The following is a 25,254-nucleotide window of genomic DNA, read 5'->3' on the forward strand; positions in this document are numbered from 1 at the left end:
GCAGCATGAACCCTGCGGGCGGGGCGGCCCGTAGCGCACCACCCCGCCCTTTGGGTCCGCCCGCTGCCCCCGCTGCCATGAGCGCCACCGCCGTTTTCCACACCGCGCTCGGAGCGCTCGCGCTCGTGACGGGCGCCGTCGTGCTGGCCCGGCCGAAGGGCGGGCCGTGGCACCGCGTCGTCGGCCGCGTCTACGTCGTCTCGATGGTCGTCCTGTGCCTCGCGTCGTTCGGGCTCCGCGACTCGACGCCGCTGTTCCGAGGGTTCGGCGGCTTCCACGTCGCCGCGATCGTCAGCCTCGTGACCGTCTCGGCCGGGGCGTGGTCGGCGTGGCGCGGCGGGCGGACCCAAAGGGCGGGGTGGCTCCCGTGGCACTACATGTGGATGGCGTGGTCGTACATCGGCCTCGTCATGGCGACGGGCGGCCACGTCGCGCGACCGATAGACCTCGCCTTCCGCGACGCAGGGCTGTCGGCGAACGTGGCCGTCTGGCTGTCGGTCGCCGTCGTGTGGGGGCTCCCGCCGCTCGTCGGGCGGTGGTGGATCGCGCGGCGGCTGGCGGCCTGGGACGCGCTCGGCGCGCGCCTCGCGCCAGGGTCGGTGCCGGCCTGACCGCCCCGCCCCCGCACGCCGAGGCGCGCCTACGGACGGGCTCGCCCCTCGACCGCCGGGACCTGCGCCGCCTCCAGCTTTTCCGTGCCGGCGTGGGCGGGGCGGGGTGGCCCGGGCGGCGCACCGGCTGCCCGGGCCAGCACGACGCGGCCTCAGAAGGGTTGCCACCTCCCCCACCCCACCGGCCGTAGCCGCTGGGCCGAGGACGAGGGCCGCCCCGCCCGAGGCCACGGCCCGGCTCGGGAATTCCCGGACGCCACCTGCAAACCAGCGCACCCGCCCCGCCCGTTCCCCGCCCCCGCCAGCGTGCGGAGGCAAGGCGGCCCGCAACCCGCCGCGCCCGCCGCGCGTCCACCGGCGGGCCGGCACGTGTCGCCGGCCGCCCCGTATGTTGCCCCGCCCCCGCGGCGCCCTCCGCCGCCCGAGACCCGATCGATGTCCAACGACTCCAGCACCGTCCCCGAGTCGGCCCTCGCCAAGCTAGGCCACACGCTCTACCAGCGGGCGCTCGTGCGGCGCGAGGACGAAACGATTACGGACCCCCGCGGCCAGCCCATCGGGTGGCTCCTGGACACGCGGACGCCCATGCTCGACGGCGAGGTGTTCGCCGAGGCCGGCACGGTGCTCGCTGACCGGCTCCGAGCGCGCGGGATCGAGCAGGTGGCCGGGTTCGGCTACGGGGCGTTCCCGCTCGTGACCGCCGTGCTCCCGCACGGGACGGGCGAGCAGCCGTTCGTCGGCGGCTTTATCCGCGAGCGGCGCAAGCCGTACGGGCGCCGCCGGCTCGTCGAGGGGCCGCTCGACCGGACCAAGCCGGTCGCCCTCATGGACGACATCCTCAACAGCGGGCGGAGCGCGGCCCGCGCCGTAGCGCTCCTCCGCAGCGACGGGTTCCAGGTGGCCGGCGTGATGACGCTGTTCAACTTTACCTGGAGCGGGGGGCGGGCGCGGCTCGAAGGCGACGGCCTGTGGGTCGAGTCGCTCCTCGAACTCAACCTCCGCGAGACGGCCCGGGCGGCGGTCCCGTCCGGCGACACCGCCTGAGCGCGCGATGGACGTCTGGCGCTCCCGGTCGTCGCGCTCCGCCGCCGAGACCGGCGACGGGGCCTCTGACCTCCCCGTCCCGGCTCACCGCGCCGGCGTCCGGCTCGACCAGACGCCGCCGCCGCCGCCGCCGGACGCGGTGACCGTCGCGGGCGGGGCGGGCGCGCTCCCGGACCCGATGGCGCCGCAGCCGGGCGAGATGCCGTTCCTCGACCACCTCGAGGAGCTCCGCTGGCGGATCTTCAAGGCGCTCGGCGGCATCGCCGTGTGCTCAGTCCTCTGCCTGTTCTTCGCCGGGTGGATCGTGGGCGACGTGCTGCTCGGCCCGACGAAGCCGTCGTTCTTCATGTACGACGTGCTCGGGCTGGACCCGGTCGAGGTGACGCTCCAGAACCGGACGATCACGGGCCAGTTTTTCGCCTACTTCGGGACCGTCCTCGCGACGGGCATCGTGCTGGGGTCGCCCATCGTGGTGTACCAGGTGTGGAAGTTTATCGAGCCCGGGCTGTACCCGCAGGAGCGGCAGGGGCTGAGGTTCGCGTCCGTGTTCGCGACCGGCTTCTTCGTGACCGGCATCGCGTTCGGGTACCTCGTGATCGCGCCGATCGCGCTCCAGTTTTTCGCCCAGTTCCAGGTGGCGGAGACGATCGTCAACGAGTTCGACATCTCGCGCTACTTCTCGATGCTCCTGACGTGGTCGTTCGGGGCCGGCGTCCTGTTCGAGCTCCCGGTCGTCGTCGTGGTCCTGACCAAGCTGGGCGTCGTCTCCTCGGAGCTCCTGCGGACCGGGCGGCGCTACGCGCTCGTCATCATCCTGGTCCTCTCGGCGTTCCTCACCCCGCCCGACCCGCTCAGCCAGGTCATCCTGGCGGTCCCGCTGCTCCTGCTCTACGAGCTCTCGATCCTGCTCGCCCGCGTGGTCGAGAAGCGCGACGCCGAGGCGCTCGCCGAGGGCGGGGCGGCGTAGGGGGCTCGGTGCGGTCGCCGCTGGGCACCGGCGGGTGCGCACTCCCACGGCCGCACGACCGCCCCGCCCGTCGCGTTCAGACCGCCCCGCCCGCCCCGCCCTTTGGGTCCGCCCGGATGACCGTTCGCCGCCTCACCCCGCTCCTCCTGCTCCTCGCGCTCGCGCCGCCGGCCGCGGCCCAGGCCGAGGGCGACCTGTTCGCGATCCGCAAGAGCTTCGGCCTGTTCGGGTCGATCTACGAGGCGCTCGCGTCCGAGTACGTCGACGCCGTCGACGCCGAGCGGCTGATGCGGACCGGGATCGGCGCCATGACGAACGCGCTCGACCCGTACACGGTCTACTACGACGAGGCGACGGCCGCGGCCAGCCGGCTCCAGCAGCAGGGCGAGGTGGGCGGGGTCGGCGTGGTGCTTGCCGAGCGGGGCGGCGGGCTCGTGGTCTCGTCCGTGCTCGACGGGTCGGACGCCGAGGCGCAGGGGCTCCGGCCCGGCGACGCCGTCGTCTCGGTTGCGGGGCAGCCGGGCGGGGCGGTCTCGGCCGAGCGCGCCAACGCGCTCCTCCGCGGCGACCCGGGCACGAGCGTGCCCATCGAGGTCGAGCGCGAGGGCGAGGCCGAGCCGCTCCGGTTCGTGCTCGTCCGCGCCGGCGAGGAGCGCTCGGACGTGACGTACTCGGGCTTCGTGGGCGACGTCGCAGAGGGCGTGGGCTACGTCCGCCTCGGGCGGTTTATGCAGGAGGCGGCGGGGCAGGTGACGGACGCCGTCGAGGCGCTCCAGGCGCAGGGCGAGCTCCGGGCGCTCGTCCTGGACCTGCGCGGCAACCCGGGCGGGCTGCTCGACCAGGCCGTCGCGCTGAGCGGCGTGTTCCTGCCTGAGGGCGCCGTCGTGACGGCTACGCAGGGCCGCTCGCGGGGCACGGACCGGACGTACACGACGGGCACCGCCCCGCTCCTGCCGGACCTGCCCGTGGCCGTGCTCGTGGACGGGGCGAGCGCGTCGGCGTCGGAGATCGTGGCCGGCGCGCTCCAGGACCACGACCGCGGCGTGGTCGTCGGCGAGACGACGTACGGGAAGGGGCTCGTCCAGGTCGTCCGCCCGATGCCGTACGGGACGGCGCTCAAGCTGACCGTCAGCCGCTACACGACGCCGGCGGGCCGCGAGATCCAGCGCTTGAGCTACGCGCAGGGCGAGCGGGCCGCGGCCGTCCCCGACTCGCTCCGGCGCGCGTTCCAGACGCGGGCGGGGCGGACCGTCCGCAGCGGCGGCGGCATCGAGCCGGACGTGCCGGTGTCGCTGGGCGCGGAGAGCGAGCTCGAGCGGGCGCTCGTGCGCTCGGCCGCGTTCCTCCGCTTTGCCAACCGCTACGCCGCGGACCACCCCGCCCTGCCCGACGACTTCCGCGTGGACGGCCCGGTCTACGACGCGTTCGAGGCGTTCGTCGAGTCCGAGGGCGTCGCCTATCGCACCGACGCTGAGCGCGCCGCCGACGCGCTCGCGGCCGACCTCGACGCGACGGGCTACAGCAGCGCCGAGCGCCCGCTCGCCGATCTCCGGCAGGCCATCGAGCGCGAAAAGGCCCGCGACTTCGAGCGCCACGCGCCGCGCCTCCAGGCGCAGCTCCGCCACGAGATCCTCTCGCGCTACCTCGGGCAGCGGGACCAAACGGTGGCCGAGCTGGGCCGGGACCCCGTCCTGGAGGCCGCCCGCCGCCTGCTTCTCGACCCGGCCGCCTACGCGCGAACGCTCGGCCGGTAGCCGCCCCGCCCGGGCGGGGCGGTCACGCGACCAGCGCCGGGATCTTCGTGACGGAGAACGACCCGAGGTCGGCCCGCTCGCTCGCGTGCTCGACGGTGATTCCGAGCACGTCCCCCGCCTCGTCGTAGTCCAGCACAACGTCGGGAGCCACTTCTGCAGCATCGGCGCCCGTCCCCGTGCGGAGCGCGATGTAGAGCGTGTCGGTATCGGGGTAATACTCGAACGTCACGGCGAGTCCGGTTTGAAGGAGCGGTCGGGGAAAGCGTTGTGGAGCGTCAGGCCGTCTGGCAACGTCACGACGCGGAGGTGCTTGCCTAGATCGTCAATGTATCGCCAGTGCCGGATGCGTCCGTCGGGCTGAACCTCAGTCGCTTCGGGATCGCGGACGGCGAGTTCACACCACTCGAGTCGGATGTAAGGGCGGCCCTCAAGGACTCGGCGGTCGAAGTACGCAGTCCGATCCATGTGGACAAGCTACTGCGGGAGCCCGATTCGCTCCGTCTACTGGGGCGGGGCGGCGGGTAGCTTGGGCCGCCCCGCCCCAGAACCACCCCGCCCCATGCTGTTCGTCCTCCTCCTCGTCGGCGCCGTGGGCGGGTTTGTCGCGGGGCTCGTCGGCGTCGGCGGCGGCGTCGTCTTCGGCCCCGCGTTGTTCTTCGCGTTCGGGGCCGCCGGCGTGGCGGACCCCGTGCTCACGCCGCTCACGCTGGGGACCAGCCTGCTCTGCACGTTCGCGGCCTCGGCGTCGGGGACCGTGGGGCAGTGGAAGCACGGGGCCATCGACCGGCGGACGGCGCTCGTGACGGGCGCGTTCGCGGCCGTCGCCGTCGTCCTCGTCGGGCGCTTCGTCTCGACGCAGCCGTGGTACGACAAGCAGACGTTCCAGGTGGTGCTCGGGCTCTCGCTCGTCGCCGTCGTCGCGCGCATGCTGACCGGCGGCGCCCGCGCCGACGCCTACACGGCCGCCGACGCGCGGACCGCCCCGCCCCGCCTGGCCGCCGTGGGCGGGGCGGCCGGGACCATCTCGGCGCTGGCTGGCATCGGGGGCGGGGTGGTGCTCGTGCCCGCGTTCGCCGGCCTCGTCCGCCTCCCGACGGCCGTCGCGTCGGGGACCTCGACGGCGGCCATCACGATCATCACGGCCGTCGGCGTGGCGACCTACGTGGTGCTGGGGTGGGACGCGCCCGTGCCGCCGGGCACGCTGGGCTACGTGGACTGGCGCGGGGCGGCGGCGCTCGCGCTCCCCGCCGTCGTGACGGCGCGTCTGGGCGTGTCGGCGGCCCACCGGATCGACGTCCGCTACGTCCGCTACAGCTTCGCCGCGTTCGCGGCCGTCGTCGCTGCCCGCCTGCTGTGGAAGGCGTTCTCCTAAACAGCGCGCCCCGCTCGGCGGGGCCGGCGGGGCGCGAACGTCGGGCGGGGCGGGGGCTACGCCAGGTCGCCTTGGTTCTCGACCGTGAACGTCACCTTGCAGTGGACGCGGTAGTTGCCGGCCTTGCCGTCGCCGGGCTCGTAGATGAAGTCGTTGACGTAGACGCTCTGGACGCCGCGGACGGTCTGCGAGACTTCCTTGTACGCCTGCTGGACGGCGTCGTCGAAGCTCTTGTCGGAGACGGCGGAGACTTCGATGATCTTGGCGAGGGCCATAGTGGGATGGGGAATGTGTGAGAAGGGAGCCGTTTCTACGCGGGCGGGGCGGGGTGGGGTCCTCCGCCGCGGCCTCCGCGCGCGCCTTTTCGCGTGGCAGCTCGCGCACGCGGCCGACGCGCAGGAGGCGCTTTACGCCGAGCGCAAGCGCGCCCTGTTCGCGGGACTCGCCACCCCGCCCGGTTGCGGCCCGCCCCGCACCGTCGTCGAGATCGGGGCCGGAGCCGGACCGAACGCCCGCTACCTCGCGCGGGGCACGCGCTGGGTCGTCGTCGAGCCGAACGCCTGGTTCCACCCGCACCTCCGCCGCGCGGCCGAGCGCCACGGGCTGGACCTCGACCTGAGGCCGGGCACGGCCGAGGCGCTGCCGGTCGAGGGCGGGGCGGCCGACGCGGTCGTGAGCACGCTCGTCCTGTGCTCGGTGGGCGACGTGGAGGCCGCGTTGTCCGAGGCCCGCCGCGTGCTCCGCCCCGGCGGGCGGTTCTACTTTGTCGAGCACGTCGCCGCCCCGCCCGGCTCGGGGCTGCGCGCGTGGCAGCGGGCGCTCCGCCGCCCGTGGGGCTGGGCCGCCGACGGCTGCCGCCCCGACCGCGAGACGGGCCGCCGGATCCGCGAGGCCGGCTTCGCGGACGTGCAGATGGAGGCGTTCACCGCCCCGCTCGGGCTGGCTGCCCCGCACGTCGCGGGCGTGGCGACGGTGGGAGGGATCGAGCGATAAGGGATGGAGGGATGGGCAGAGAGAGGATCTGCTCGTCCCTCTATGCCTCCCCATTCCTCGTCCCTCCGTAAGACCGGCCGTAAGACCGGGCGGGGCGGGGCGGGTCTATCCTGCCCGTCCACCCCGCCCCCGACATGGAGACCCTCACGCACACCCAGGTCCGCGACTACTACGGCACGACGCTCCAGTCGGCGGGCGACCTCAAGACGTCGGCGTGCTGCCCGAGCGAGTCCGTCCCCGAGCACCACCGGCCGATCCTGTCGCTCCTCCCCGACGAGGTGCTGGCGAAGTTCTACGGCTGCGGCTCGCCGATCCCGGCCGCCCTGGACGGGGCGACGGTCCTCGACCTGGGCTGCGGAACGGGCCGCGACGCTTTCGTCGCCGCCGCGCTCGCCGGGCCGGCCGGGCGCGTGATCGGCGTGGACATGACGCCGGAGCAGGTCGAGGTCGCCAAGCGCCACCGCGAGGCCGTCGCGGACGCCCTGGGCCACCCCGCTCCGACGACCGAATTTCGGCTGGGACTGATCGAGGACCTGGGCGCGCTGGGCGTCGAGGACGAGAGCGTCGACGTCGTGATCTCGAACTGCGTCCTCAACCTGGCCCCGGACAAGGAGCCCGTGTTCCGCGAGATCTGGCGCGTGCTGAAGCCCGGCGGCGAGCTCTACGCGTCCGACGTGTTCGCCGACCGCCGTCTGCCCGAGGCCATCCGCCGGGACCCCGTGCTCGTGGGCGAATGTCTCGGCGGCGCGCTCTACACCGAGGACTTCCGCCGCCTCATGGCCCGTCTCGGCTGGGCCGACGTGCGGACCGTCGCCGAGAGTCCGATTACGGTCGAGGACCCCGCCCTCCGCGACGCGCTGGGCGCCGCCCGCTTCGTCTCGCGGACGGCCCGTGCCTTCAAGCTCCCGGGCCTCGTCGAGGACGCGTGCGAGGACTACGGCCAGATGGCGACCTACCGGGGCGGGGTGGAGGGTCAGCGCCACGCCTTCGTCCTGGACGACCACCACACGTTCGAGGCCGGCCGCCCCGCCCTCGTGTGCGGCAACACGGCGGCCATGCTCCAGGAGACGCGGTTCGCGCCGTTCTTCGACGTGACCGGCGACCGCTCGACGCACTTCGGCTTGTTCGACTGCGCGCCGGCGCCAGTCGGGGGCGGGGCGGCGACGGAGTCCTGCTGCTGACGCTGCCCGCCCCCACGTAGAGCCGCGCGGGCGGGGTGGCCGCCCCGGCCCCGTCAGGCGTACGCCTCCATCGGCGGGCACGAGCACACGAGGTTCCGGTCGCCGAAGGCGTTGTCCACGCGGCCCGTCGTCGGCCAGAACTTGGCGTCGCGGCTCCACGGCGCCGGCCACGCCGCCTGCTCGCGCGAGTACGGATGCGTCCACTCGGTCGCCGTGGTCTCGACGACCGTGTGCGGGGCCATCTTGAGCACGTTGTCGTCGGCGTCGGCGGTGCCCAGCTCGATCTCCTGGATCTCGGTGCGGATCGCGATCATGGCGTCGCAGAAGCGGTCGAGCTCCGCCTTCGACTCGCTCTCGGTCGGCTCCACCATGAGCGTGCCCGTCACGGGCCACGACATGGTCGGCGCGTGGAAGCCGTAGTCGATGAGGCGCTTGGCGATGTCCTCGGCCGAGACGCCGGCCTTCTGGAACGGGCGCACGTCGAGGATGAACTCGTGGGCGCTCAGTCCGTTCGGCCCGCGGTAGAGGACGTCGTAGTGGCCCTCCAGCCGCTTCGCCATGTAGTTGGCGTTGAGGATGGCGACCTGCGAGGCCCGCCGGAGTCCGTCGGCGCCCATCATGGCGATGTAGGCCCACGAGATCAGGAGCACGAGCGCGCTCCCGTAGGGCGCCGACGCGACCGGCCCGATGCCCTCCTCCCCGCCCGTCGGGACGACCGGGTGGCGCGGCAGGAACGGCTCCAGCTTCTCGACGACCCCGATCGGCCCCATGCCCGGCCCGCCGCCGCCGTGCGGAATCGCGAACGTCTTGTGCAGGTTGAGGTGGCACACGTCCATCCCGAAGTCGCCCGGCCGGCACAGGCCGACCATCGCGTTGAGGTTGGCGCCGTCCATGTACACCAACCCGCCCGCGTCGTGGACGACGTCGGCCATCTCGCGGATCGTCGTCTCGAAGACGCCGTGCGTGCTCGGGTAGGTGATCATGAGCGCCGCGAGCCGGTCGGCGTGCTTTTCCGCCTTGGCGCGGAGGTCGTCCATGTCGACCTCGCCCGCGTCGTCCACCTTGACCGCGACCACGTCCATGCCGGCCATGACCGCGCTCGCGGGGTTCGTGCCGTGCGCGCTCGTCGGGATGAGGCAGACGGTCCGCTGGTCGTCCCCGCGCGAGCGGTGGTAGGCGCGGATCGTGAGGAGCCCGGTGTACTCGCCCTGCGCGCCCGAGTTGGGCATGAGCGAGACGGCGTCGAACCCGGTGATCTCGGCCAGCCACTCTTCCAGCGTGTCGACGACCTCCTCGTAGCCCTCGGTCTGGGCGTCCGGCGCGAACGGGTGGACGTTCGCGAAGCCGGGGAACGTGATCGGCATCATCTCGGCCGTCGCGTTCAGCTTCATCGTGCACGACCCGAGCGGGATCATCGAGTGCACGAGCGAGAGGTCCCGGTTCTCCAGCTTTTTCAGGTACCGGAGCATCTCGGTCTCGCTCCGGTAGGCATGGAACGTCGGGTGCTCCAGGAACGGCGTCTCGCGCGCCATCACCCCGCCGTACGCCGCCCCGCCCCCGCCGCTTTCGTCCGCGTCGGGCGGGGCGGGGAGGACGGACCCGCCGAAGGCGTCGACGAGGTCTTCGAGGTCGGCGTCGGTGACGGTCTCGTCGAGGGCGACGCCGACCGTGCCGTCGTCGTAGAGGCGGAGGTTGACGGCGTGCTCCTCCAGGGCGATCGCGACCACGTCCGCCCCGCTCAGGCCACTCGGGCGGACGCGGAGCGTGTCGAAGTAGTCCGAGTGGACGACCTCGTGGCCCGCCGCGCGGAGCGCCTCGGCCAGCCGCTGCGTCTGCCCGTGGACGAACTCGGCGATGGCTTTGAGGCCGTCCGGCCCGTGGTAGACGGCGTAGAACCCGGCCATGTTGGCGAGGAGCACCTGGGCCGTGCAGATGTTGGACGTCGCCTTTTCGCGGCGGATGTGCTGCTCACGCGTCTGGAGCGCCATGCGGAGCGCCGGCTCGCCGTGGCGGTCCTGGCTGACGCCGATGATGCGGCCCGGAATCTTGCGCGCGAACTGGTCCGTCGTGGCGAAGAAGGCGGCGTGCGGGCCGCCGTAGCCCATCGGCACGCCGAACCGCTGGCTGTTGCCCACGGCGGCGTCGGCGCCCCACGCGCCCGGCGCCTCGAGGAGCGTGAGCGCCAGGAGGTCCGCCGCCACGGCGAGGTAGGCGCCGGCGTCGTGCAGCCGGTCCGCGAACGCGGCGTAGTCGACCACCTCGCCGTCGGTCGTCGGGTACTGGACGAGCGCGCCGATCGTGTCGTCGGTCACCTCCGCCCCGCCCCAGTCGCCGACCACGACGTCGATGCCGACCGGCTCGGCCCGCATCTTGACGACCGCGACCGTCTGCGGGTGGCACCGCGCGTCGACGAGGAACGTCGAGCGCTTGCCGCGGTGGGCGCCGGCGAAGAGCGACATGGCCTCGGCCGCCGCCGTGCCCTCGTCCAAGAGCGACGCGTTCGCGATGGGCAGCCCCGTCAGGTCCGACACGACCGTCTGGAAGTTGAGGAGCGCCTCCAGGCGGCCCTGCGCGATCTCGGCCTGGTACGGCGTGTACTGCGTGTACCACCCCGGATTCTCCAGCACGTTGCGCTGGATGACGGGCGGGGTGAACGTACCGTGGTAGCCCATCCCGATGTACGACCGCGTCGCCTCGTTGGCCTCGGAGAGCGCGCGGAGGTCGGCCAGGAGCTCCTGCTCGCCGAGCGGGTCGGGCAGGTCGAGCGCCCGCCCGAGTTGGATCGCGTCGGGGACGGCCGCGCGGCTCAGCGCGTCGAGCGAGTCGTAGCCGAGCGCGTCGAGCATCTCGCGCTCCTCGGCCGGCGACGGCCCGATGTGGCGGTTGGCGAAGCGGTCGGGGTGGCTGACGCCGTCCCTGGCGGGGTGGCTGGCGCCATCCTGGGCGGGGCGGCCGGTGCGGGTGTCCGTGGCGGTCTCCATGCGGGCGGGTCGGGGGTGTGAGGCTGGAAGGCGGCGCCCCGGAAGCGGTTCCCCACCGCCCCGCCCTGGGCGGGGAGGATCGGGGAAACAGAGGCGAAGGGCGGGGCGGCCGCGCCTCGTCCAGACGCGGGAGCGGCGGCCGTTCGTGTGGGCGGGGTGGCCCCGGGCGGGCGGCACGCCGCCCCGCAGCGTTTCCACCGCCCCGCCCACAGCGGACACGGCACGCCGTGTCCCTACCACCCCGCCCCCGCGCGTTGCGGGCGGGGCGGGCATCTTCCGCTCGCTGCTCGCTGCTCGCTGCTCGCTGCTCGCCGCTACGCGGCTTGCTGGCGGAGCGCCGCGAGCGCCTCGCGCGCGGCCACCTGCTCGGCGGCCTTTTTGGACCGGGCCGAGCCCTGGCCCACGTGCTCGCCGTCGACGACGGCGGCGACCGTGAACGTGCGGTCGTGGCTCGGCCCCTCTTCGGAGATCGTCTCGTAGGTCGGCTGCGCGAGCCCGAGGCCCTGGACGTGCTCCAGGAGCAGGCTCTTGTAGTTGCTCCGGTCGGCCGCCGCCACGCCCAGGTCCACGCACTGCTCCAGGACGGCGTTGATGAACCGGCGCGCGGCGGCGAACCCGAGGTCGAGGTAGACGGCGCCGACGACGGCCTCGAAGGCGTCGGCGAGGATCGTCCGGTTGGTCCGCCCCGCGGACGCCTCCATGTTGTCGCTCATCAGGATGAGCGCGTCCAGGCCGATGGCCTCGGCGTAGCCGGCGAGCGCCTTCCCGTTGACGAGCGTGGCCCGCGTGCGCGTGAGGAACCCCTCGGACCGCTCCGGGAACGTCCGGTAGAGGACCTCGGCGGTGACCGCCCCGAGCACGGCGTCGCCCAGGAACTCCAGGCGCTCGTTCGACTCGGTCCCGTCGCTCACGTGGCCGCGGAACAGCGAGCGGTGGCGGAGCGCGTGGTCGTAGAGCCCGAGGTCGCCGACCGGCGTCCCCACGACGGCCTCGACGGCGCGGCGCGAGACGCCCCGCTCGCTGACCTCGTCGTCCCCCCCGTTCTCGCCCCACGGGCCGTCTGGGGGCGGGGCGGCGGCGTCGCCGAGCCACGACCGCACGAGGCGGGAGCTGCGGCGGAGGAGTCCAGACGAGTCCATGTACAGAGCGGGCGGGTGTGGAATGTCCTCAGATTGTACGCCGAGGGCAACCGGCGCTCCGGTATTCACCCCGCCCTCCCGCTCCTCCGCCCCAGATCGGCCTCCGCCGCGCCCTGCCCCGCCCTCGGGCTGCGAACGGGCGGGGCGGAGCGGCGTTGGGAGAGCACACCGCCCCGCCCGCCGACTCCGCCCATGCCGCCCCGCCCCGACTCCGTCACGACCCGCAACCCGGCCACGGGCGAGACGCTCGACACCTACCGCCGCCTGACGGACGACGAGACCGACGCCGCGCTCGACCGGGCCGCCGAGGCGTTCGAGGCGCACCGCCAGACGCCGTTCGCCGTGCGGGCCGAGGCCATGCGCCGCGCGGCCGACCTCCTGGACGAGGGCGCCGAGGTCCACGGCGCCCTCATGACGCGCGAGATGGGGAAGCCGCTCGACCAAGCCGTCGCCGAGGCCCGCAAGTGCGCGTGGGTCTGCCGCTACTACGCCGAGCACGCCGAGGGCTTTTTGCAGGACGAGCCGCGCGAGACCGACGCCACGCGGAGCTTCGTGGCCTACGAGCCGCTCGGCCCGGTCCTCGCCGTCATGCCGTGGAACTTCCCCTACTGGCAGACCCTCCGCTTCGCCGCGCCGACGATCATGGCGGGCGGGGTGGGGCTCTTGAAGCACGCCGACAACGTCCTGGGCTGCGCCGAGGCCATGGTCGATGTGTTCCGCCAGGCCGGGTTCGACGAGGGCGTGTTCCAGTGGCTCAACCTCGACCACGAGGCGACCGCCCGCGTCATCGCCGACGACCGCGTCCGCGCCGTCACGCTGACCGGGAGCAGCCGGGCGGGGCGGAGCGTCGGGAGCCAGGCGGGCCAGGCGCTCAAGCCGTCGCTCCTCGAACTCGGCGGGTCGGACGCCTTCGTGGTCCTGGCCGACGCCGACCTGGACCGGGCCGTCGAGGTGGGCGTCGCGGCGCGGACGCAGAACAACGGCCAGTCGTGCATCGCGGCCAAGCGGTTCATCCTGGAGGCCCCGATCGCGGACGAGTACACGGCCCGGTTCGTCGAGCGCATGGAGGCGCTCACGGTCGGCGACCCGACCGACCCGGACACCGACCTCGGCCCGCTCGCCCGCGAGGACCTCCGCGCCGGCGTCCACGACCAAGTCGAGCGCGCGGCCGCCGAGGGCGCGCGCGTCCTGTGCGGCGGAACGGTCCCTGACGGCCCCGGCGCCTACTACCCGCCGACGGTCCTGGGCGGGGTGGGCGAGGGGACGGTCGCGTTCGAGGAGGAGATCTTCGGCCCGGTCGCGTCGCTGACCGTCGCCCAGGACCAGGACGACGCGGTCCGCCTGGCGAACGCGACCCGGTTCGGGCTCGGCGGCAGCGTGTGGACCCGGAGCCGCGAGCGGGGCGAGCGCGTCGCCCGCCGGATCCGCTCGGGCGCCGTGTTCGTGAACGAGATGACGAAGAGCCACCCGAACCTCCCGTTCGGCGGCGTCGGCGACTCGGGCTACGGCCGCGAACTGGGCCGCCCCGGCATCCGCGCCTTCGTGAACGAGAAGACGGTCTGGGTGGAGTGACGGACGGGGAACGAGGAAAGAGGAACTGGGAATGGGCAGAGGGACCGCCCCGCCCGCCCCGCCCGGGCCGTTCGAGCCGGGCGGGGTGGTAGGGACACCCTGCATGGTGTCCAGCCATCGGGCGGGGTGGCGATCCCGGACCCGACCACCCCGCCCACGCCCCGACGACCGTGGGCGGGGTGGTGTCAGACCTGCCACCCCGCCCGCAACCTCGGGCGGGGTGGCCCGTCTCGCGGTGTACGTTGTCTCAACCTCCAACGCCGCCCCGCCCGCCATGGTGATCGTCGCCGTTATGCTGTTCCTCGTCGCCATCGTGGCGACCGTGGGTGGGATCTACTACGAGGTTCAGATGACGAAGTCTAAGACGGCCGCCAAGCTCGGTCGCGCCACGGGGCACCTCGAGGACGAGCTCGCCGACGCGAAGGCCGACCGCGACCGGCTCCTCCGCCGCGTCGAGGCGCTCGAAGCCATCGTCACGAGCGAGGGCTACGACCTGGAGCGCGAGGCCCGCGCCGCCGGCCTCGCCCCGGGGCGCATCGACGCCGGCCTCCTGGGCGACTCCGCCCCGCCCGAGCCGTCAGAGCCCGAGCCCGTCGTTCAGCGCCAGCGCACGCGGTAGGCCGTCATGTGCACGCCCGACCGCGGACGAACGCCAGCGCGGCCGGGCCGACCACACGGTCGTCGCGGCTCAGGTTGGGGACGCCCAGCGCGTGGCTCCGCGCCGGCATGACGACGACCTCGCTGGGCACGCCGGCCGCGTCCAGCGCGGCGTCCAGCACCTCCACCTGGCGCTCGAACACCGGCCCCTCGCCGTCGGCGTAGACGATGAGGAACGGCGGGTCGCCGGCCGAGGCGTACGTCGCCGGCGACGCCTCGCGCTCCCACGCGAGCGGCTCGGGCGGGGCGGTCTCGACCGGCTCGCCGGACGGTGAGAACCGGCGGGCGTAGTACGCGAAGTCGGCCCCGGCCTCGGTGTAGGTCGGCCGGTCGGCGATGTCGAGAGCCGCCCCGCTCACCGCGACTACGCCGCACACGACGCTCTGCGAGGCTCCCGCGCGCTGGAGCGGGGCGGGGTCGAGCGCCACGCGCGCCGCCAGCTGCGCGCCGGCCGAGTGGCCCATGAGGAACAGCGCGTCCGGGTCGCCGCCGTAGGCCCCGATCTCGCGGTGGACGTACGCGACCGCGTCGGCCATGTCCTCGACCTGCGCCGGGTACCGGACGCCCGGCTGGAGCCGGTAGCTGATGACGGCGGCGCCGATGCCGTGCCGCGCCAAAAACCGGCCCACGTTGTTGTACAGGTCCTCGCCGCCGTACGTGAAGTCGCGGTCGCCCGAGTCCCACCCGCCCCCGTGGACGAACACGACCGTCGGCCACGGCTCGCGGCGGACCGAGTCGGCGAGGGGCATGAACAGGTTGAGCCGGTGCTTCGGGTCGCCGTCGTCGAGGTAGGCGAGGTCGCGGCGCACGTTCTCGGCCGGGAGCGGGACCCTCTCGTAGAACAGGTCGACGCCGACGGACTTGACGAGGCCGCACCCGCCGGCGACGAGCAGGAGGACCGGGGCGAGCAGGAGGCGGAGGCGCACGGGCGGGGCGGAGATGCGGGCGGAGCCGCGTCCAACCCGCCCCGCCCGCTCGGGTGCCCTGGACCGCCGCCCCGCCCCGCTCAAGCGTTTCGGGCGGGGTGGGCCGGCTCACCGTCCCACTGACGCACCGACGGACTGACCCACCGCCTTACCGCTCCCACGGCACCTCGGCCGAGCGGTCGAACGTGACCCCGAGCGCCGTCCACCGCGGCGCCTGCGCGGCGAGCCGCCGGCGGACGCCCGGCCACGACCGCACGGCCTGCGGCGACCACGCGAGCTCGGCGACGGCCGCCAGGCGCGGGAACGCCATGAGCGTCACGTCTGAAAGCGTCCCCAGCGTCTCGGACCACAGCGGCGCCTCGATGCCCAGAACCGACGCCTCGGGGACGCCCGGGAGCAGCGCGGCGGGGTCCCAGTCGTAGCTGTCGCGGACCCCGTTCAGCCCGGCCCACGTGAGCCCGAGCACGGCGGCCGAGTCCGGCTTCATGTCGAGGTAGATGCGGTCCGACGGCGAGAGCACGACGGCCGCCCCGCCCGCGACGGCCTCGGCCACCGACGCCGCGACCGCCGGCGCCTGCGGCCGCCACACCTGGACGACCGCGCCGGGCTGGAGCGGCACCTCCGCCACCTCGTCCCACCCGACAAAGCGCTTGCCGTGGGCGGCCACGATCTGCTGCGCGCGCGCCATGAACGCCGCGTACTGCTCCGCCGAGAGCGTTTTGACCTCGTCGCCGCCCAGGTGGAGGTACGGGCCGGGCGTGGCCCGGGCGAGCGCGCCCACGACGTCGTCCAGGAACGCGTACGTCTCCTCCTTCTCGACGCACACGGCGCTGAACCCGACGCGGATGCCCGTGTACGGGGCCGGGGCGACGCCGTCGCAGGTCAGCTCGGGGAGCGACGCGAGGGCCGCGTTCGTGTGCCCCGGCACGTCAATCTCGGGGACGACCACGACGAACCGCTCGGCCGCGTACCGGACGATCTCGGCGTAGTCCGCGACCGTGTAGTACCCGCCCTGCCCGTCGCCCACCTCGGTCCGCCCGCCGACGTCGGTGAGGGCGGGGCGGCCCGGGATCTCGACGCGCCAGCCCTGGTCGTCGGACAGGTGGAGGTGGAGCCGGTTCAGCTTGTAGAGCGCCATCAGGTCGACGAACCGCTTCACGTCGTCGACGCTGAAAAAGTGGCGGGCCACGTCAAGCATGGCGCCGCGCCACGCGAACCGCGGGCGGTCGACCACGCGCCCGAGCGGGACGGGGAGCGGGCGCGGGAGGGCGGCCGTGAACTCGACGTGGGGCGGCATGAGGTGCCGGAGCGTCTGGGCGCCGTAGAACAGCCCGGCCGCCTCGGGCGCCGTGATCGTGACGCCGCGGTCGGTCACCTCCAGCTCGTAGCCCTCGGCGCCGAGGTCCGTTCGGTCCGGCCGCCGGTCGAGCACGATGGCGCCCACCGCCCCGCCCGCGTCGACCGCCGGCGCGCCGTCGACGGCCGGGCCGATCAGCTCGTCCAGGAGCTGCCCGACGCGCGCGGCCTCGGCGTCGCCCGGCGGGACCACGATGGGCGTCTCGGTGGTCACCACGAACGAGCCGGCCGAGAACGCGGCCTCGACCGGAGCGGGGAGAATCGCCGGCTGCGCGACCGCCCCGCCCGCGGCCAGGAGCAGGCACAGGACGACGCCGAGCGGGAACGCTAGGGCGGGGCGGAACTGGGCAATCGGCGGAGTCGGCATCGGGCGGGGCGGGGTGGTGGGGCGCCACCAGAATAGAGCACCCCCGCACGGATCAGGGCCGGGGCGGGCCGTCTTGGCTGCGTACCCGGTACCTCGTACCCCGTACCACCGCACGCCTACGCTCCGACGTGGGCGAGCCACGCCGGGTAGCCCTGGGCCGCTTCGGGGCGCAGCGCCGGCGCGTCGTCGCGGTCCAGCCACAGCGCGGCCGCGTGCGCGAGCGCCGCGCGGCGGGCGTCCGCGCTCGGTCCGGCCGCCTCCAGGCAGACGCTCCACCAGACCGCCCCGCCCGCCTCGACGCGCGAGAGCTCGACGGCGCACGCGCCGCCGGCGGCCTCGACGCGCCGCTGCCGCCGCCGCTTGCGGACCTCGACCCACCCGGGCGGGGCGGGGTCGCCCTCGACCGGGAACAGCCACTTGGCCCACGCCGCGGCCGGGGCGCCGTGCACCCGCCCCGCCCCGCCCGTGCGCTGCTTGGCCTCGACGCGCCCCTCGCGGACCTTCAGGCCGAGCTCGGCGCCGGTGCCTCCGAGGTAGCGGTCGGTCCGCACGCCCTCCTCGACCGGCGGCCCGAGCGCGTCGAACCACGCGGCGACGGCGGCCGGCACCTCGCCGGGCAGAAACCAGCGGACCTCAACGGTCCGGTACGGCCCGGGCGCGGGCGGGGCGGCGGGCTCGCTCACGACGACGCGGCGGCGATCATGGCCGTGATGCCACCCCGGATCATGGCGACCGAGATGGCCGCGAGGAACAGGCTGGCCACCTTCGCGACGGCCTTCGACGTGCCCGGCCCGAACAGCCGGAGCAGCGACGGCCCAAAGGTGAACGCGACGAACACGAGCACCATGTTGAGCGCGATCGAGAGCAACGTAAGCTCCCACCCGACCTGTCCGTCGGCGATCAGGATCGTCGTGATGGCGCCCGGCCCGATGATGAGCGGGATGCCCAGCGGGACGACCGGGAGGTCGATGGGCTCGTCGGCCTCGGCGATCTCCTCCTGCGCCTCCTTGCTCCCGGCCCGTCGGTCCTTCGTGTCCCCGAAGGCGAGGTCGGTGATGGCGATGACGAGCAGGATGAGCCCGCCGCCCACGCGGAGGTCGTCGACCGTGATGCCGAGCGTGCGGAAGATGACCCCGCCCGCGAACAGCATGAGCACGGCGAGCACGAGGGCCGCGGCGAGCGCGCGCACAAGGAGCGCCCGCCGGTCGTCGGCCGTGAACGACTCGGTCATCCCCACGTAGAGCGGGAGGATGCCCGGGATGTTGATGGCGACGAACAGCGGGAGGAACGCCGCGATGAGGGAGGCGAGCAGGTCGGGCACGGGCGGGGCGGCCTCCGGCGGTGGAGGCAGAGCGGGCGGGGCGGCGCAGTATCGGCCGGCCACCCCGCCCCGCCCGTGACGTCTCGGTGTCGGCGGCCGAACTCACCGGCCGTTCACCGGGCGGGGCGGTCGCTCCCGTGGGCGCAGAGCGGCTGCGCGGTCCCAGACCGGAGCCCAGGACGACGAGTCCGTGGGGCGCGCCTCAGAAGCTGTCTGGTAGAGGTTCTCCCTCTCCCACCGGGGCAGGGCCGGACCCAAAGGGCGGGGTGGGAGACGGACGTCGAGCGGGCGTCTCGGGCGGGGTGGCCGCCCGAGGTCCCCCCGCCCAACCTCCCCCCGCTGGGGGGAGGAGACTGAAATCGGCTCCCAAACAGTTGCTTAGCGGGAAGGCATTCCGCGCCTGCGACCGAACCGCTCCCCCACCGCAAACACGCCCGTCACTGCGCGACGGCGGCGCGGACGGGCTCGGTCCCCAGCGAGGGCACGTCGTAGAGCGGGAACGCGTCGCACAGCGCGCGGACCTCGGAGCGCACGGCCTCGGCGTCGCCGCCCCGGCTCGCCAGCACGCGATCCATGAGCGCGACGACGGTGCGGAACTCGTCCTCGCCGAACCCGCGCGTGGTCAGCGCCGGCGTGCCGACGCGGATGCCCGACGTCACGAACGGGCTCTCGGGGTCGCCCGGGACCATGTTCTTGTTGACCGTGATCTCGGCCTCGCCCAGCCACGCCTCGGCCTCCTTGCCCGTGACGCCCTTGGAGCGGAAGTCGACGAGCGCGAGGTGGTTGTCGGTCCCGCCGGAGACGACGGCGTAGCCGCGCTCGACGAACGCCGCGGCGAGCGCGCGGGCGTTGGCGACCGTCTGCCGCTGGTACTCAGCGAACTCCGGCCGGAGCGCCTCGCCAAAGGCGACGGCCTTGGCGGCGATCGAGTGCATGAGCGGGCCGCCGATGGCGCCGGGGAACATGGCCGAGTCGAGGACCTGCCCGGTCGACTTCGGGTTGCCGCTCTTTTTCCACGTCTCGCCCGTCGGCGAGGGCGCGTCGCGGCCGACGAGGAGCATCCCGCCGCGCGGGCCGCGGAGCGTCTTGTGCGTCGTCGTCGAGACGACGTGGGCGTGGGGGAGCGGGTCGTTGAGCAGGCCGGCGGCGATGAGGCCCGCCGTGTGCGCCATGTCCACCCAGAGCAGCGCGTCGACCTCGTCGGCGATCTCGCGGAGCGCGACGTAGTTGAAGTCGCGGCTGTAGGCGCTGGCCCCGACCGAGAGCATCGTCGGCCGCACCTCGCGGGCCGCCTCGCGCACCTTGTCCAGGTCGACGTAGCCCGCCCGCTCGCCGTCCTCGTCGACGCCGTAGAAGTGGGCGTCGTAGAGCTTGCCCGAGAAGTTGACCGGGCTGCCGTGCGTGAGGTGGCCGCCGTGGGCGAGGTCGAGCCCGAGGAGCCGGTCGCCGGGCTCCATAAAGGCGAGGTAGATGGCCAGGTTGGCCGTCGCGCCCGAGTGCGGCTGGACGTTGACCCACTCGGCCCCGAACAGCTCTTTGGCCCGGTCGCGGGCGAGGTCCTCGATCTGGTCGACGACTTCGCAGCCGCCGTAGTACCGCTTGCCGGGCAGGCCCTCGGCGTACTTGTTGGTGAGCGGGCTCCCGAGCGCCTGGAGCACAGCCGGGCTCACAAAGTTCTCGGACGCGATGAGCTCGAGCCCGTCGTTCTGCCGCTCGACCTCGGCACGGACGAGGTCGAACACGGCGGGGTCGGTTTCCTGGAGGGCGGACATGGGTCGGGGCGGGGTGGGGACGGGGGTCCATACGCCGCCGCCCCGCCCGGGTGCCGCGGGGAGAGCCGGGGAGAGCGGGGAGAGCGGGGAGAGCGGGGAGAGCGGGGAGAGCGGGGAGAGCGGGGAGAGCGGAAGGTGACGGCACGGGCGGGGCGGGGCAGTCTTTTTCCGCCACCCCGCCCTTTTTCAGGAGCGGGCCGGGGTGGAAGGAGCCCGTGCGCCGCCCCGCCCCCTTTCCGACGAGCGGGGCGGGGTGGTCTCGCTCTACCTGCTCTTGCGCTCTACCTGCTCTCCCCGATCCGCTCCGCCCCGCCCTACAGCTCGGGCGCCTCGATCGGGAAAAACTGATTCGCGATCCCGAGGAACGCCCACTCCCCGCCCGGCCGGCGGCCGTTGATGTCGACGCGGTAGACGCTGGCGACGTAGTAGTCCTCGCGCTCGAACGCCTCCGAGGCGAGCGCGCCGGCCTCGCGCCCGAGGCGCCTGGCGATCACGCCGGCCACGCGGCCGCCGGACGAGCCGCCGACCTCCTCGCCCGCGTCTCGCGCCCGCTGCTCGGCCTGCGCGGCGAGTTCCTCGGTCAGAAACCGCCGGAACGCCTCCGGCCCTGGATTGAGGACGTACAGGAGGCCGGCGATCAGGAGCAGCCCGACGAGGAGGACGCGGAAAGGGGTCATGTCCGGGAGAGTCGGTGAGTTGGTGAGCCGGAAGATGCCCGCCCCGCCCGCGCGGCGCCAGGGGCGGGACGGCGCGTCAGTCCAATCCTTGCCCACCCCGCCCTACTGACCCACTGATCGTCCTGACCTACCGATGCTACTGGACCGCCCCGCCCTGCGTCGTCGCGTAGACCAGGAGGTTCACGCCCATCCGCAGCGCCGCCTCGCGCGCCTCGGGCGGGTCGGCGTGGACGCCCTCCGGCTCCCAGCCGTCGGCGAGGTCGCTCTCGTGGGCGTAGAACACGACGAGGCGGCCCTCGTGGAACAGCCCGTAGCCCCGCGCCGGCTCGCCGTCGTGCTCGTGGATCTTGGGGAGCCCGTCGGGAAAGTCGAAGTGGGCGTGGTAGACCGGGTGGCTCGCCGGGAGCGGCTGGAGCTCCTGCTCGGGGTACACCTTTTTGAGCTCGCGGCGAACCGACTCGTCCAGCCCGTAGTCGTCGTTGACGATGAGGAAGCCGCCGCCGTCGAGGTAGCGCCGGAGCCGCCCCGCCTCGTCGTCGGTGAGGGCGACGTTGCCGTGGCCGTTGAGGAACAGCAGGGGCACCGCGAACAGCCGGTCGCTCCCCAGCTCGACCGTGACCGGCTCCGGGTCGAGGTCCAGGAGCGTGTGCTGCCGCGCGTAGGCGAGGAGCGTCGGGAGCGGGTCGCCCGAGTACCAGTCGCCGCCGCCGCCGTACTGGACGCGCGCGACCTGCACCCCGCCCTGAGCACACGCCGCCGACGCGGCAAACAGGAGGACAGCAGCGAGAACGGCGCGCATGGGCGGACTCAGAGGGCGGGGAGGACGGGCGCCCGGCCAACGCTCCGCCCCGCCCCGTTCGCGTGGCGGCACCCGAGCGGGGCGGTAGCGGAAGCCAGGGCGGGGCGGCGGCACCGCGAGCGGGGCGGGACGTTCCACCCCTCCACCTCTCCCACACCCATGCCCCTCACCCTCGACCGCTCGCACGTCCTCCCCTTCCTCGACGACCGCCCCGCCCTCGACGACCGCGTGGCGCAGGCCCACCGCCGCGTGCTCGACGGCGAGACCGAGATGCCCGAGATGCTCGGGTGGCGTCGGATGCTGCTCGACCCCGACGACGCGCTCCTGGAGTCGGTCGCCGAGACGGCCGCCGAGATCCGCGACCGTGCCGACGTCCTCCTTTGTATTGGGATCGGCGGGTCGTACCTGGGCGCCGAGGCCGTCATGCAGGCGCTCGACACGCCGTTCTCGGACGACGGCCCCGAGATCCTCTTTGCCGGCCACCACCTCGGGCCGGAGTACCACGAGCGGCTGTTCCAGTACCTCGACGGCAAGAGCGTCTACGTCAACGTGATCTCGAAGTCGGGGACGACGCTCGAGCCGGCCCTCGCCTTCCGCTTTGCGCGCCGGTTCGTGGAGCGGCACTTCGACGACGCCGACCGCCGCATCATCGCCACGACCGACGCCGACCGCGGCGCGCTCCACGACCTCGCCGTCGACAAGGGCTACCGCCGCTACGTGGTCCCGAACGGCGTCGGCGGCCGGTTTTCTGTGCTCACGCCCGTGGGCCTCCTGCCGATCGCCGCGTCGGGCGTCGACACGCGCTCCTTGTTCTACGGCGCCGTCGCCGGCGCGCGCGAGGTGACGGACGCCGACGCCGGCCACCCCGCCCTCCAGTACGCCGGCGACCGCTACGCGCTGGGCGAGCAGGGCTACAAGACCGAGGTCATGGCCGTCATGGACCCGGCGCTGCGCGGGATCGGCGCGTGGTGGCAGCAGCTGTTCGGCGAGAGCGAGGGGAAGGACGGCAAGGGCCTGTTCCCGGTCGTGCTCCAGTACACGACCGACCTCCACTCGGTCGGCCAGTACGTCCAGCAGGGGCAGCGGACGCTCGTCGAGAGCTTCCTCCGCATCGACGACGCCGGCGAAGGGCTCGAGGTCGCGGAGCAGGACGACAACGGCGACGGCCTGAACTACCTCGCGGGCAAGACCTACGGCGAGATCAACGAGAAGGCGTACGCGGCGACAGCCGAGGCCCACGCCGAGGGTGGCGTCCCCAACTGGACCGTCACGCTCCCGCGCCTGGACGCCGAGAACGTGGGTCGCCTCATCCACTTCTACGAGCACGCCGTTTCAGTTAGCGGGACGCTCCTCGGCGTCAACCCGTTCAACCAGCCGGGCGTCGAGAACTACAAGCAGAAGATGTTCTCGCTGCTCGGGAAGCCCAGCTAAGGCGGAACGGCTCCTCCCCAGAGGCTCCACCGCCCCTCTCGACCGCCCCGCCCTCGCCAGGGGGCGGGGCGGTTCTGCATGCGCGCCCGCCGCTTCGAGCCGCCGCTGTGCGGCCGTCGCTCAGCCGGCCGGCAGCGGCGGGACGCTTCGATCAGCCCCTTAAGTCGACGCTCGTCTCGCCGATTCCCTGAGGGCGGGGCGGTCCTCCGTTGCGTGCCCGCTCGGGCGCACGAGGTGACCTCCCGACCGTCGATTCTGCACTGGAAACCGCTATCCACACCGTGGAGAACGGTGTGGATAACCACCCCGCCCTCGGGGACGCCTGTGGACGGCGCGGGGCATGGGGAAGGGACGCCCTCCGTCAACCCCCACCTGTCCACGGGGCATCCCGAGGGTTGTCCACCAGGCGTTGTCCACCCCGCCGTCCGGGCTAGAGCCCCCGCCCTCGTGTGGAGACGTGTGGACTTGTGGACGGCCGGGGCGAGATCGGCGCTGGCGCCCGCCCCAGCGACCTCCGCACGGGCGGGCGGGGTGGACGGGAGTGTGGATAGCGCGTGGACGACGGCCGGGTTGTCCACGAGGGCGGGGCGGCCCGGAGTTGTCCACGCTGTCCACAGACCTAGTACTACCTCTGCATTACTTAACTTTCTAAAGAGAAATACAGAGGGGTGTGGAGAACCCGGAGCGAGGCCCGAACGCGAGCAGACCACGTGGTACACGAGGGTATACCACCTGATACGAGCGTCTTACGCTCCCCTCCAGCCCCGCCTGCTCCCGCACGCGTAGCTTTTGGCCTGCCCCTCTCTCCGCCTCCCATGACCCGCCGCATCCTCGTCGCCCTCGACCCCGACTCCGACACGCCCGCCGCGATCCAGACGGCGATCGACATCGCCAAACGCCACGACGCCGAAGTGACCGGCTTGGCCTTCGTGGACCGCGAGGCCATCCAGCGCGACACGGCCGGCGGCGGCATCGGGTCGATGTACTTCGCCGAGAGGCTCCGCAACGAGCTGGCCGAGGAGACCAAGCAGAAGGCGGTCGCGCTGGCCCAGTCGTTCGGCGAGCAGATCGAGGCCGCCGGCGTCCGCCACACGCCCGACGCCATCCGCGAGGAGGGGCTCGTTCAGAGCATCGTCGACGAGATGCGGGTCCACGACCTTCTCATCGCAGGACGCGAGAGCCACTTCTACTACGCCAACCCGACGCAGCGGACGCACACGCTGGCCAAGGTCCTCGAGCAGTCGGCGGCCGCCACGCTCATCGTGGGCACCGAGACGCCCGACGTGCGCTGCGTCGCAGTCGCCTACGACGGGAGCGCGGCGGCGGCCCGGACGCTCCAGAAGTTTGCCCACCTCGCCCCGTTCGGGACGGACGTGGACGTCGAGGTCGTCCACGTCCACGGCAGCTCCGGCGAGGACCGCCGGGCGAGCGGCCAGCTCCTCGAAGGGGCCGCGTCGTACCTCCGCGCGTACGGGTTCGACCGGGTCGAGACGACGGGCGTCGAGAGCGGCGACCCTGCCGACGTCATCCTCGGCTACGCCACGGGCGAGCGGGCCAACCTCGTGGTGTCGGGGGCGTACGCGAAGACCGGCCTCCGGCGGCTCGTGTTCGGGTCGTCGGCCACGCGGCTGCTCGACGAGGCCCGCGTCCCGCTGTTCCTGTACCACTGAGGACGGGGAGGCACCCACCCCGCCCTCGCGGGCGGGGCGGCGCCATCCCGCGCGACTCGCTCGCAACATGCGACTCGGCGGAGCCGGGGCACCTCCAGAGGCCGACGCGGGTATCATGCCCGCCCCGCCCTCGCCGTCATGCCCACCGTAAGCCCGAAACAAGTAGCCCGTCGCTTGATCGACCGGCTCGACGACGACGCCTCGTTCGAGGACATCCAGTACGAGCTCTACGTCGTCCAGCAGGTCGAGCGGGGGCTCCGGGAGGTGGAGGAGGGCCAGAGCGTCACGCACGAGGAGGCACGGACCCGGTTGAGCCGCTGGCTCGGAAGCACGCCCCGAAGCGATGGCTAGCGTCGGGTGGCTCCTGGAGCGCTCGACGACCTGGACGGCATCGGCGAATACTTCGAGCGTGCGTCGCAGCAGTACGCACGGTCGGTCGTGGCGCGTCTCTACGCGGCCCCCGAGGCGCTGGCGGACCACCCGCAACTCGGACGTGTGGTACCAGAGTTCGGAGTCGACCACATCCGGGAGCTCGTGCGGGAGGGTTACCGGATCGTCTACGTCGTGTCCCGAGACACGGTCGACGTTCTCGCGGTGCTCCACGGCCGACAAGATCTCGGCCGGAAGCTCCGGCGGGAGTGACCACCCCGCCCGCGAGGGCGGG

At 73.5% G+C, this 25,254-nt stretch carries 24 protein-coding genes; 13 read left to right on the plus strand and 11 right to left on the minus strand.

The window, feature by feature from the left end; genetic code table 11:
* Nucleotides 1–77: 77 nt before the first annotated feature.
* The 4 genes from RQM47_RS03260 (at nt 78) to RQM47_RS03275 (ending at nt 4,376) form a co-directional block, all read left to right on the plus strand.
* Nucleotides 78–611, plus strand: a complete 534-nt coding sequence (locus RQM47_RS03260; protein WP_311661067.1) for a DUF2306 domain-containing protein — start codon at nt 78–80, stop codon at nt 609–611.
* 435 nt (nt 612–1,046) lie between these two features.
* Entirely contained in the window at nt 1,047–1,655 is a 609-nt protein-coding gene (locus RQM47_RS03265; RefSeq protein ID WP_311661069.1) for an orotate phosphoribosyltransferase, read from the plus strand.
* A 7-nt stretch (nt 1,656–1,662) separates the two neighbouring features.
* The gene (tatC, locus tag RQM47_RS03270; protein ID WP_311661070.1) at nt 1,663–2,622 is read left to right on the plus strand and encodes a twin-arginine translocase subunit TatC; all 960 of its coding nucleotides are present in this window, start codon (nt 1,663–1,665) and stop codon (nt 2,620–2,622) included.
* Nucleotides 2,623–2,738: 116 nt separating this feature from the next.
* A complete protein-coding gene (locus RQM47_RS03275; RefSeq protein ID WP_311661072.1) occupies nt 2,739–4,376 on the plus strand; it encodes a S41 family peptidase in 1,638 nt (545 codons plus the stop codon).
* Nucleotides 4,377–4,398: 22 nt separating this feature from the next.
* Here RQM47_RS03275 and RQM47_RS03280 read toward each other — a convergent pair whose 3' ends face one another.
* Entirely contained in the window at nt 4,399–4,605 is a 207-nt protein-coding gene (locus tag RQM47_RS03280; protein WP_311661073.1) for a DUF2283 domain-containing protein, read from the minus strand.
* Nucleotides 4,606–4,935: 330 nt separating this feature from the next.
* On the opposite strand from RQM47_RS03280, the gene RQM47_RS03285 reads away from it, so the two are divergent.
* Nucleotides 4,936–5,748 carry a sulfite exporter TauE/SafE family protein gene (locus RQM47_RS03285; RefSeq protein ID WP_311661074.1) on the plus strand — a complete coding sequence of 271 codons (813 nt, stop codon included), beginning with the start codon at nt 4,936–4,938 and terminating at the stop codon, nt 5,746–5,748.
* Nucleotides 5,749–5,804: 56 nt separating this feature from the next.
* On the opposite strand, the gene RQM47_RS03290 is transcribed toward RQM47_RS03285, so the two are convergent.
* Complete coding sequence (locus RQM47_RS03290; protein WP_311661075.1) at nt 5,805–6,023, minus strand: dodecin family protein; 219 nt, start codon at nt 6,021–6,023, stop codon at nt 5,805–5,807.
* A gap of 13 nt (nt 6,024–6,036) precedes the next feature.
* On the opposite strand from RQM47_RS03290, the gene RQM47_RS03295 reads away from it, so the two are divergent.
* A complete protein-coding gene (locus RQM47_RS03295; RefSeq protein WP_311661076.1) occupies nt 6,037–6,741 on the plus strand; it encodes a class I SAM-dependent methyltransferase in 705 nt (234 codons plus the stop codon).
* A gap of 134 nt (nt 6,742–6,875) precedes the next feature.
* Nucleotides 6,876–7,922, plus strand: coding sequence for a methyltransferase domain-containing protein (locus RQM47_RS03300; protein ID WP_311661077.1), 1,047 nt, complete (start codon nt 6,876–6,878; stop codon nt 7,920–7,922).
* A gap of 53 nt (nt 7,923–7,975) precedes the next feature.
* On the opposite strand, the gene gcvP is transcribed toward RQM47_RS03300, so the two are convergent.
* On the minus strand, nt 7,976–10,903 hold the full coding sequence (gcvP, locus tag RQM47_RS03305) for an aminomethyl-transferring glycine dehydrogenase (RefSeq protein WP_311661078.1): 2,928 nt from the start codon (nt 10,901–10,903) through the stop codon (nt 7,976–7,978).
* A 314-nt stretch (nt 10,904–11,217) separates the two neighbouring features.
* On the minus strand, nt 11,218–12,042 hold the full coding sequence (gene rnc, locus RQM47_RS03310) for a ribonuclease III (protein ID WP_311661080.1): 825 nt from the start codon (nt 12,040–12,042) through the stop codon (nt 11,218–11,220).
* Between the two features lie 192 nt (nt 12,043–12,234).
* Here rnc and RQM47_RS03315 point away from each other — a divergent pair, with 192 nt between their 5' ends.
* Together RQM47_RS03315 and RQM47_RS03320 are read left to right on the plus strand one after the other, a co-directional pair.
* Nucleotides 12,235–13,614, plus strand: a complete 1,380-nt coding sequence (locus RQM47_RS03315) for an NAD-dependent succinate-semialdehyde dehydrogenase (RefSeq protein WP_314007344.1) — start codon at nt 12,235–12,237, stop codon at nt 13,612–13,614.
* A 274-nt stretch (nt 13,615–13,888) separates the two neighbouring features.
* Nucleotides 13,889–14,233, plus strand: coding sequence for a hypothetical protein (locus RQM47_RS03320; RefSeq protein ID WP_314007346.1), 345 nt, complete (start codon nt 13,889–13,891; stop codon nt 14,231–14,233).
* 4 nt (nt 14,234–14,237) lie between these two features.
* Here the strand turns inward: RQM47_RS03320 and RQM47_RS03325 are convergent, their stop codons facing one another.
* The 7 genes from RQM47_RS03325 to RQM47_RS03355 all read right to left on the minus strand — a co-directional run bounded on the left by RQM47_RS03325 (nt 14,238) and on the right by RQM47_RS03355 (nt 21,489).
* Nucleotides 14,238–15,197, minus strand: coding sequence for an alpha/beta hydrolase (locus RQM47_RS03325; RefSeq protein WP_311661085.1), 960 nt, complete (start codon nt 15,195–15,197; stop codon nt 14,238–14,240).
* A 148-nt stretch (nt 15,198–15,345) separates the two neighbouring features.
* Nucleotides 15,346–16,920, minus strand: a complete 1,575-nt coding sequence (locus tag RQM47_RS03330; RefSeq protein ID WP_311661086.1) for a beta-N-acetylhexosaminidase — start codon at nt 16,918–16,920, stop codon at nt 15,346–15,348.
* A 116-nt stretch (nt 16,921–17,036) separates the two neighbouring features.
* On the minus strand, nt 17,037–17,603 hold the full coding sequence (locus RQM47_RS03335) for a hypothetical protein (protein WP_311661088.1): 567 nt from the start codon (nt 17,601–17,603) through the stop codon (nt 17,037–17,039).
* On the minus strand, nt 17,600–18,241 hold the full coding sequence (locus RQM47_RS03340) for a MarC family protein (RefSeq protein ID WP_311661089.1): 642 nt from the start codon (nt 18,239–18,241) through the stop codon (nt 17,600–17,602). The genes RQM47_RS03335 and RQM47_RS03340 overlap by 4 nt, the downstream gene beginning before the upstream one ends.
* A gap of 437 nt (nt 18,242–18,678) precedes the next feature.
* Nucleotides 18,679–20,013, minus strand: coding sequence for a serine hydroxymethyltransferase (glyA, locus tag RQM47_RS03345; RefSeq protein ID WP_314007348.1), 1,335 nt, complete (start codon nt 20,011–20,013; stop codon nt 18,679–18,681).
* 314 nt (nt 20,014–20,327) lie between these two features.
* Complete coding sequence (locus RQM47_RS03350; RefSeq protein ID WP_311661093.1) at nt 20,328–20,690, minus strand: DUF4359 domain-containing protein; 363 nt, start codon at nt 20,688–20,690, stop codon at nt 20,328–20,330.
* A 136-nt stretch (nt 20,691–20,826) separates the two neighbouring features.
* The gene (locus tag RQM47_RS03355; protein WP_311661095.1) at nt 20,827–21,489 is read right to left on the minus strand and encodes a DUF4159 domain-containing protein; all 663 of its coding nucleotides are present in this window, start codon (nt 21,487–21,489) and stop codon (nt 20,827–20,829) included.
* 159 nt (nt 21,490–21,648) lie between these two features.
* On the opposite strand from RQM47_RS03355, the gene RQM47_RS03360 reads away from it, so the two are divergent.
* The 4 genes from RQM47_RS03360 (at nt 21,649) to RQM47_RS03375 (ending at nt 25,232) form a co-directional block, all read left to right on the plus strand.
* Nucleotides 21,649–22,920, plus strand: a complete 1,272-nt coding sequence (locus RQM47_RS03360) for a glucose-6-phosphate isomerase (protein WP_314007350.1) — start codon at nt 21,649–21,651, stop codon at nt 22,918–22,920.
* 815 nt (nt 22,921–23,735) lie between these two features.
* Nucleotides 23,736–24,590, plus strand: a complete 855-nt coding sequence (locus RQM47_RS03365; RefSeq protein WP_314007352.1) for a universal stress protein — start codon at nt 23,736–23,738, stop codon at nt 24,588–24,590.
* A 138-nt stretch (nt 24,591–24,728) separates the two neighbouring features.
* Nucleotides 24,729–24,941 (plus strand): hypothetical protein, encoded by a 213-nt coding sequence (locus tag RQM47_RS03370; protein ID WP_311661099.1) that lies wholly within the window; start codon nt 24,729–24,731, stop codon nt 24,939–24,941.
* A gap of 6 nt (nt 24,942–24,947) precedes the next feature.
* On the plus strand, nt 24,948–25,232 hold the full coding sequence (locus tag RQM47_RS03375) for a type II toxin-antitoxin system RelE/ParE family toxin (RefSeq protein ID WP_311661101.1): 285 nt from the start codon (nt 24,948–24,950) through the stop codon (nt 25,230–25,232).
* Nucleotides 25,233–25,254: the final 22 nt, after the last annotated feature.

It is taken from the genome of Rubrivirga sp. S365, assembly GCF_032248475.1.
Taxonomy (GTDB): domain Bacteria; phylum Bacteroidota; class Rhodothermia; order Rhodothermales; family Rubricoccaceae; genus Rubrivirga; species Rubrivirga litoralis.

Coding starts and splice junctions, on each gene's coding strand:
- RQM47_RS03350 (WP_311661093.1), bottom strand. CDS start 20,690: ATGACCCCTTTCCGCGTCCTCCTCGTCGGGCTGCTCCTGATCGCCGGC.
- RQM47_RS03330 (WP_311661086.1), bottom strand. CDS start 16,920: ATGCCGACTCCGCCGATTGCCCAGTTCCGCCCCGCCCTAGCGTTCCCG.
- gcvP (WP_311661078.1), bottom strand. CDS start 10,903: ATGGAGACCGCCACGGACACCCGCACCGGCCGCCCCGCCCAGGATGGC.
- RQM47_RS03320 (WP_314007346.1), top strand. CDS start 13,889: ATGGTGATCGTCGCCGTTATGCTGTTCCTCGTCGCCATCGTGGCGACC.
- tatC (WP_311661070.1), top strand. CDS start 1,663: ATGGACGTCTGGCGCTCCCGGTCGTCGCGCTCCGCCGCCGAGACCGGC.
- RQM47_RS03370 (WP_311661099.1), top strand. CDS start 24,729: ATGCCCACCGTAAGCCCGAAACAAGTAGCCCGTCGCTTGATCGACCGG.
- RQM47_RS03285 (WP_311661074.1), top strand. CDS start 4,936: ATGCTGTTCGTCCTCCTCCTCGTCGGCGCCGTGGGCGGGTTTGTCGCG.
- glyA (WP_314007348.1), bottom strand. CDS start 20,013: ATGTCCGCCCTCCAGGAAACCGACCCCGCCGTGTTCGACCTCGTCCGT.
- rnc (WP_311661080.1), bottom strand. CDS start 12,042: ATGGACTCGTCTGGACTCCTCCGCCGCAGCTCCCGCCTCGTGCGGTCG.
- RQM47_RS03290 (WP_311661075.1), bottom strand. CDS start 6,023: ATGGCCCTCGCCAAGATCATCGAAGTCTCCGCCGTCTCCGACAAGAGC.
- RQM47_RS03295 (WP_311661076.1), top strand. CDS start 6,037: ATGTGTGAGAAGGGAGCCGTTTCTACGCGGGCGGGGCGGGGTGGGGTC.
- RQM47_RS03355 (WP_311661095.1), bottom strand. CDS start 21,489: ATGCGCGCCGTTCTCGCTGCTGTCCTCCTGTTTGCCGCGTCGGCGGCG.
- RQM47_RS03315 (WP_314007344.1), top strand. CDS start 12,235: ATGCCGCCCCGCCCCGACTCCGTCACGACCCGCAACCCGGCCACGGGC.
- RQM47_RS03265 (WP_311661069.1), top strand. CDS start 1,047: ATGTCCAACGACTCCAGCACCGTCCCCGAGTCGGCCCTCGCCAAGCTA.
- RQM47_RS03300 (WP_311661077.1), top strand. CDS start 6,876: ATGGAGACCCTCACGCACACCCAGGTCCGCGACTACTACGGCACGACG.
- RQM47_RS03365 (WP_314007352.1), top strand. CDS start 23,736: ATGACCCGCCGCATCCTCGTCGCCCTCGACCCCGACTCCGACACGCCC.
- RQM47_RS03260 (WP_311661067.1), top strand. CDS start 78: ATGAGCGCCACCGCCGTTTTCCACACCGCGCTCGGAGCGCTCGCGCTC.
- RQM47_RS03360 (WP_314007350.1), top strand. CDS start 21,649: ATGCCCCTCACCCTCGACCGCTCGCACGTCCTCCCCTTCCTCGACGAC.
- RQM47_RS03275 (WP_311661072.1), top strand. CDS start 2,739: ATGACCGTTCGCCGCCTCACCCCGCTCCTCCTGCTCCTCGCGCTCGCG.